Genomic DNA, 5,876 nt, shown 5'->3' with positions numbered 1-5,876 from the left:
TGGCAACATGAATATGCAATACGAGTGTTTTCTGGGGTGTTCTGTTTGACGACAATGGACGCAATGGTGCTTTGAGAGATTATGCGTATTACAAGGGAGGGTAAGGCTATTGTAGAGGCCGCAGGGGGCGTATGTGAATGGTGCCGGATTACATTTTTTATTGAAACAATGGTGGTGATAGAGTTTATAGTAAGGGGGATATATTCATGGGAGCGCTATTGTTATCCCTTTCATGGGGGATGTTCATGAAATGGGGGTGATGCGCGGTGGTTTGCAAGTGTTGAGAGATGTTTCTTTAAAACAAGCACGTGAATTGGCAAAAGTATTGGCAACATGAATATGCAATACGAGTGTTTTCTGGGGTGTTCTGTTTGACGACAATGGACGCAATGGTGCTTTGAGAGATTTATGCGTATTACAAGGGAGGGTAAGGCTATTGTAGAGGCCGCAGGGGGCGTATATGAATGGCGCCGGATTACATTTTTTATTGAAACAATAGGGGTGATAGAGTTTATAGTAAGGGGATATATTCATGGGAGCGCTATTGTTATCCCTTTCATGGGGGATGTTCATGAAATGGGGTGTACGCGCGTTGGTTTGGAAGTGTTGAGAGATTTCTTTAAAACAAGCACGTGAATTGGCAAAAGTATTGGCAACATGAATATGCAATACGAGTATTTTCTGGGGTGTTCTGTTTGACCATAATGGATGCAATTGTGCTTGAGAGATTATGCGTGTCCTTATAAAAGTTAGGGACAAACAGTTGCATAAAAGGGAAGAGCAAATGAAGGGGGAAAATTCCACATTTTATAACAAACGGTGCTCTCTTTTTTTTGGAAAATCATTTCGTTCTTATAAAGATCATATGATTATTTGTCTTATTTCTATCCTTGTTGGGATAGGTTATAAAGCTCTTTTGATTCCATTAGAAGCCAAGTGGCCGTTGAGTGTATCACAGGATAGCACTCTTTTGGCGCTCTTTGTGCTGCGTGAAGTCATCATGGTTGTTGTTGTTGCCTTGATGCCTGTTTTATTGGTGCTTTATCTCATCTTAATGTATTTGTTGAAAAAAAGATTCAGCAGTTAGAAGAGGCTATCCAGCAACGGGGTCACACAATCGATCAACAAAATAATCCAGTAAAAAACAATAGAGAAAAAATAATCTGTTTTTTTATCGTATACTTTTGGTTGATATTTCTGCTAAACGTCTTTTTTCCTGCGGGTGTTGTCATGCTCATTTTAGAATTTTATTATTTTGTTTTCAAGCGCGTGAGAACCTATTGTAGAGTGAAACGGGAATTAAAACGCGTAAGATAAAGAGAGTGACAAGGCGCTTTTGTAGCTATCGTGAGGGGTAAGAGGCAATGTTTAGAAGCTCTCGTGACACAAGAAGAGGGGATGGTTGGAAAATCATCAGGCAAAGAAGAGAGTCTATTTTCGTTTGTAATGAGGAGGATGCTCTTAATCATTGGGAAGAGCAACCACGCTTTTAGAAAATTGGGGTTTTTTGTTGAAAACAAGGGAAGCGCCATGCATCGCACTTTTCGTGGTTCTTAAAAGAGCGGGCATGAGATAAAGAAATGCGTTTTTCATAAAAAAAGGAAGAGCAATGAAGGGGAAAAATTCAGCATTTTGTAATGAACTGCGCCATTTTTTCGAAAAAAGTATTTTTTCTGAGAAAGAGCGTGTTGTCATTTGTTTCCTCTCCCTCATTATTGAGTTGTGGAACAGGATTTTCTTTCTCCCATCCTTAGGCAGCAAAGAGAACTTGACAGGGTGGCAGGATACACCCCTTTTTCTCTCTTTGTGTACGTTTTGGCAAATTATTACAGTGTGTGTTTGGGTCTTGTTCCCAGTTATGTTGATACTCTGCATAACATTGTGGCTTTTGTTGAGAAAAAATACTCAAAAATTGAAAGAAATAAACAAGCAACGGGGTAAAATAACCGATCAAAAGGATTGGTATAAAAAAGGCGATAGAGAAAAATGGAGTGATATTCTTGTTACAATATTTGGTCTCGTGCTTCTGTTCGTGACACTGTGGGTTGCTTGTATTCCCATGATGATTTTGGAACTTTATTATGGTGTCTTTAAGCAGGTGAGAACGTATCGCTGTTTAAGAAAAGAACTGAAAAACGTCTTGCAAGAACAGGATACAGCGCTTGAGAAGTCATGAGAGGGAAAAAATAATGAAGAAATTATGAGAGATTCAGCCTTTATAGGGATTGCTCTCTATACCATTTTGCCTTTGATATGTTTTGGTGCTCTTTATGGGGTGTCCGTAAAACATTGCTTTAAAGGAGCAGTGTTGGGTGGCATTGAGTGGAAGAAAAGCCGATTATGGATCAGTGTTGATTAAAGGGAATAAGAGCCCGTGGGGTTTAGAGCCTAGAGTGAGCGCTTGGGACTTACTTTATCGTTTGAGGCGTGAGGAAGGAACGGTTTTGCTCGTAGGGGCGCGCGGTATATGGGTTGTTTTCGTATTTTTATGAGCCTTGTTCATTCAAGCTTTGAATTGAATCCTATTGAAGTGGGGATGCAGGGTCATTTTCTTGAAAATAGGAGAATTTTTAGGAAGAAAAAGCTGAATTGTGACTATTGTTTATAGATTGGCGTGGTTTGAAAATCTTTATTGTTTGCAATGTGAGGAAGGTAAGAGGGTAGCAAGGTAGCAGGAATATTATTATTTTTATTATGACGCAATCCATAATGGTCTGTGTACTTTTCTTGATTTCGGTGATATTTGGGTTTTGCATCATCATAATGCGTAAATTGGAAAAAAAGATCCAGAAACGAGAAGAGGCAATCTCTGTGTGATAGCAAATAAGCTCTCTGTCACACGGGGTCTTTTCAAAGAGTGAGAGGGGAATACATGAAGGAGCAAAATTGGGCATCAGAGCAAGAAACGCATAAAGGAGCGCATTCTTTTTCGCTCCAGCACGTATTGCTTTCAGCAAAGGATTATAAAATTATCTTTGCTATTGCGGTTCTCATTATCATGTGGAAAATGGTTCTAGAAATACCAGGTGTATTGAATTGGCAGCTGACAGGGTGGCAATATGTTGTGCATGCCGTTCTCTTTAAAACAACGGACATCATAACGGTTTGTGTTATTATTTTTATTCCGGTTATGTTACGGCTTCGCACCAAAGTGACGGGTGAGTTGCGAAAAAATATTCAGAAACTAGAAGAAGCAATCTCTGTAGGAGAGCACATAAGCTCTCTGTCGCACGGGCTTTGTAAAGACTGAGAGGGGAAAAATGAACAGTGATCCTATAGCCGTATTTCTATTAGATCCCGGATTCTGGGTGATGATTGTTATTTGCATGATCATTATCATGCTTGTTTTAGCTCTTTATACCTCTGTCTTTAAACGGATGAAAATGAATTTCCAAGTGAAAGGCGAGCTGGAAAGAGTGCTTAAAGAAAATGATCTTGCAACGCAGCAGTTTTGGAAAGATGAAGCTGTGGTGCAGGAGAGGCGTTTGCAACTAAAGGAAAAAGAGTTCTCTGCCGATTATGATGATGATGATGAAATTCTCACGATAGAAAGTGCAACAGGGCTTTTAAAAAGCTTGGGATGGTCGGTGGAAATCGAGGGAAAGGGAGATTATTTGGCAACCCTCTTTTTACCAGATCGCGAAGTGCAGTTTCTTTATAACGAGAAACGAGTGGAAGAGTTTTCGCCTTTTGATCGCGGACTTTTAATTATGAGCGGTATTTTTGCGGCGGCTTGTCAGACGATTAATCCTCATAATTCTGGGGTTGTGCCAACGGTATTTATGAATTTTGTACCCAATGGATTGGAAATTTTTGAAGAAAAAGTGAGCGTCCAGCTTTTAAAGAAAGCACTCGATAAAACTTTAAAATGGACAATGGAAGATGATTCTTTGCATGAAATGTTTCGCTCTCAATATGGTATTTCCCCTTGGGAAAAAGACTCTTTATCTTGGGCACCGGATGATGACATAGAGCTCGCACCTTATGCTTTGCTGCATCTTGCTGCTCTTGCCTTACTGGGCGATGTTGAGACTTTAGCTTCTTATGACGAAAGTTTTACGGCAGGGGAGAAGCTTGGCTTTGATGAAACCATTGAAAAAGTCCATTTGGAACGCGCGATGGTGATTGCTCAAGAAGTGAAAAGGGAAGGAAAGTTCAGTTACGATCTACTGGAACGGGTTGCTGAGAAGTGGTCTATAGCCATGGACTATCAGCTTTTCAGAGTGAGATCCCCTAATACGTGTAATCAAAAACGTGCTTTTCATAAAAAATTAGTCGAGGAGAAAAAACAAGAATTAAGGGAACAAGGGTTTGAAGGGGTGAGTGATGAACAGTTCGTGTTTGAAGCAGAGGGGGTAAAACATGCTCCTGATATTACTTATATTAAAGATGGTAAAATCGCATTTATGGATATAAAAATTGATTAGTGTTGTACTCTCCTGTTGAAGAAAAGCACTTTTATTTAAAAGATGTGAAAGCGTCTCAATCATGGCGCTTTCACATCTTTCTTACCAGAGCAAAATAAAGGGTTCGAAAAATCAAGAATAATAGCCAAGATTTTAAAAAATAGACTGGAAATGGCTTGATCCTCAAGAATAGAGGAGAAAAATCAATTATAAATTCTACTCTCTTCTTAAAGGCGGTCTCTTTTTTGTTAGAAAATGCTCATAAATTATCGCTTATTCAAGCGGTATGAGGGAAAGGTCCATTGACTAAAGCGCTATGGGGGGAGCTCCATTGACTAAAGGCGCTATGGGGAAGCTCTATTGACTAAAGTGCTATGGGAGGGAAGCTAGGGGGTAGAGCCTTTGTCATTTGAGGTGAGAGGAAGGCAAAAAATGGCATTTTTGAAGGCGATGATATTTGGCCAATAAAAATAAAAACACAATAAAAACTAAACTAAAACAAAGGAAAAATTAAACTAAAAAAGGCCCCATTTTATAAAGGGCCTTTTTATTTAAATTTTACAATATATACAAAATGTATATAACCTTACTTTAAGAACTTTTTGTATCTTATATTCTAGTAGCAACAAGTTGTACGAAATATATAATAAGTGATCCTAAAAAACCAGCTATTGCATTCAATAAATTTTCTGCTTTATCGTATATATCGTTGATTGATGCTTGTTCTGATGCGCTTCTATTACTGACTCTCAGTATATTCAATGTATCCGATGTGTCCCTTACTTGTTTAACAAACTGTAAATTTGTTTTCTCAATAGTATAAGGAGCAACAATAGGAGAGGGTTGTTTATTGACTATACGATCAGATTTTTGAATCGCGAGAGCTAAACCACTTGTAATAGCCCCAGCTATGAAAAAATATCTGATATTCATAGTTTTTCTCCTATATTTATTTCGATAAATAAATATCGATACGTATCATATATAAATTCGATTTAAATAACTATAGTAAAAATACAACAATCACAAAAAAGAATAAACTTTGTCTATATTTTGACAAAATTTACTCTTAATTGCCTTAATGAATTCTTTCAGATTCGATTTTATGAAGGCGTAAAAAAGTTTGAAAGCTCTGTAGGCAAGTGGAATCCCATAAGGTGGGTGATACAATAGTTGCTAGCAAACTTCTTTTTGTGCCTTTGACCAAGGATTCATAAAAATGAGGGTTCATAAAAATGAGATGCGATGAAAATTGAGTAAAACCCTTGAAGGGAAGGATTCACTCTATTGAAGGCGGAGTGCATCTTTTCCATGGATTGGATACTGCCTTTATGAGGGTTTGGCAGTTTCCGTTGAGGGGAAGGATGCACTCTTTTTGAGGGCTAGGGTGCATCCTCATAGATTGGATACTGCCTTATGAGGGTTTGGCAGTTTCCGTTGAGGGGAAGGATGCACTCTTTTGAGGGCTAG

Annotated in this window: 8 protein-coding genes; 6 read left to right on the top strand and 2 right to left on the bottom strand. The window is 38.5% G+C overall.

The window, feature by feature from the left end; translation table 11 throughout:
- The first annotated feature begins 408 nt into the window (after positions 1-408).
- Complete coding sequence (locus tag ACFIMM_RS05685) at positions 409-636, top strand: hypothetical protein (RefSeq protein ID WP_375682695.1); 228 nt, start codon at positions 409-411, stop codon at positions 634-636.
- A 148-nt stretch (positions 637-784) separates the two neighbouring features.
- Positions 785-1,087, top strand: a complete 303-nt coding sequence (locus ACFIMM_RS05680) for a hypothetical protein (RefSeq protein WP_375692660.1) — start codon at positions 785-787, stop codon at positions 1,085-1,087.
- Positions 1,088-1,461: 374 nt separating this feature from the next.
- On the opposite strand, the gene ACFIMM_RS05675 is transcribed toward ACFIMM_RS05680, so the two are convergent.
- Positions 1,462-1,695, bottom strand: coding sequence for a hypothetical protein (locus ACFIMM_RS05675; RefSeq protein ID WP_375682693.1), 234 nt, complete (start codon positions 1,693-1,695; stop codon positions 1,462-1,464).
- A 196-nt stretch (positions 1,696-1,891) separates the two neighbouring features.
- Here ACFIMM_RS05675 and ACFIMM_RS05670 point away from each other — a divergent pair, with 196 nt between their 5' ends.
- From ACFIMM_RS05670 to ACFIMM_RS05655, 4 genes are all read left to right on the top strand, one after another.
- Positions 1,892-2,176 carry a hypothetical protein gene (locus ACFIMM_RS05670; RefSeq protein WP_375682692.1) on the top strand — a complete coding sequence of 95 codons (285 nt, stop codon included), beginning with the start codon at positions 1,892-1,894 and terminating at the stop codon, positions 2,174-2,176.
- Positions 2,177-2,312: 136 nt separating this feature from the next.
- Positions 2,313-2,492, top strand: a complete 180-nt coding sequence (locus ACFIMM_RS05665) for a hypothetical protein (protein WP_375613624.1) — start codon at positions 2,313-2,315, stop codon at positions 2,490-2,492.
- Between the two features lie 380 nt (positions 2,493-2,872).
- A complete protein-coding gene (locus ACFIMM_RS05660) occupies positions 2,873-3,250 on the top strand; it encodes a hypothetical protein (RefSeq protein WP_375658261.1) in 378 nt (125 codons plus the stop codon).
- 10 nt (positions 3,251-3,260) lie between these two features.
- Positions 3,261-4,427 (top strand): DUF6990 domain-containing protein, encoded by a 1,167-nt coding sequence (locus ACFIMM_RS05655; protein ID WP_375682691.1) that lies wholly within the window; start codon positions 3,261-3,263, stop codon positions 4,425-4,427.
- A 588-nt stretch (positions 4,428-5,015) separates the two neighbouring features.
- Here ACFIMM_RS05655 and ACFIMM_RS05650 read toward each other — a convergent pair.
- Entirely contained in the window at positions 5,016-5,339 is a 324-nt protein-coding gene (locus ACFIMM_RS05650) for a hypothetical protein (RefSeq protein WP_375613621.1), read from the bottom strand.
- Between the last annotated feature and the right edge of the window lie 537 nt (positions 5,340-5,876).

This window comes from Bartonella sp. AP258QHHD, assembly GCF_042196145.1.
Lineage (GTDB): Bacteria > Pseudomonadota > Alphaproteobacteria > Rhizobiales > Rhizobiaceae > Bartonella.
Note: the sequence above shows the minus strand (reverse complement) of the source record. Positions and strands in the feature narration are given on the sequence as shown.

Excerpts from the sequence above, each read along its gene's own strand:
- ACFIMM_RS05685 (WP_375682695.1), top strand. The coding sequence starts at position 409 with ATGCGTATTACAAGGGAGGGTAAGGCTATTGTAGAGGCCGCAGGGGGC.
- ACFIMM_RS05680 (WP_375692660.1), top strand. The coding sequence starts at position 785 with ATGAAGGGGGAAAATTCCACATTTTATAACAAACGGTGCTCTCTTTTT.
- ACFIMM_RS05675 (WP_375682693.1), bottom strand. The coding sequence starts at position 1,695 with ATGACAACACGCTCTTTCTCAGAAAAAATACTTTTTTCGAAAAAATGG.
- ACFIMM_RS05655 (WP_375682691.1), top strand. The coding sequence starts at position 3,261 with ATGAACAGTGATCCTATAGCCGTATTTCTATTAGATCCCGGATTCTGG.
- ACFIMM_RS05650 (WP_375613621.1), bottom strand. The coding sequence starts at position 5,339 with ATGAATATCAGATATTTTTTCATAGCTGGGGCTATTACAAGTGGTTTA.
- ACFIMM_RS05660 (WP_375658261.1), top strand. The coding sequence starts at position 2,873 with ATGAAGGAGCAAAATTGGGCATCAGAGCAAGAAACGCATAAAGGAGCG.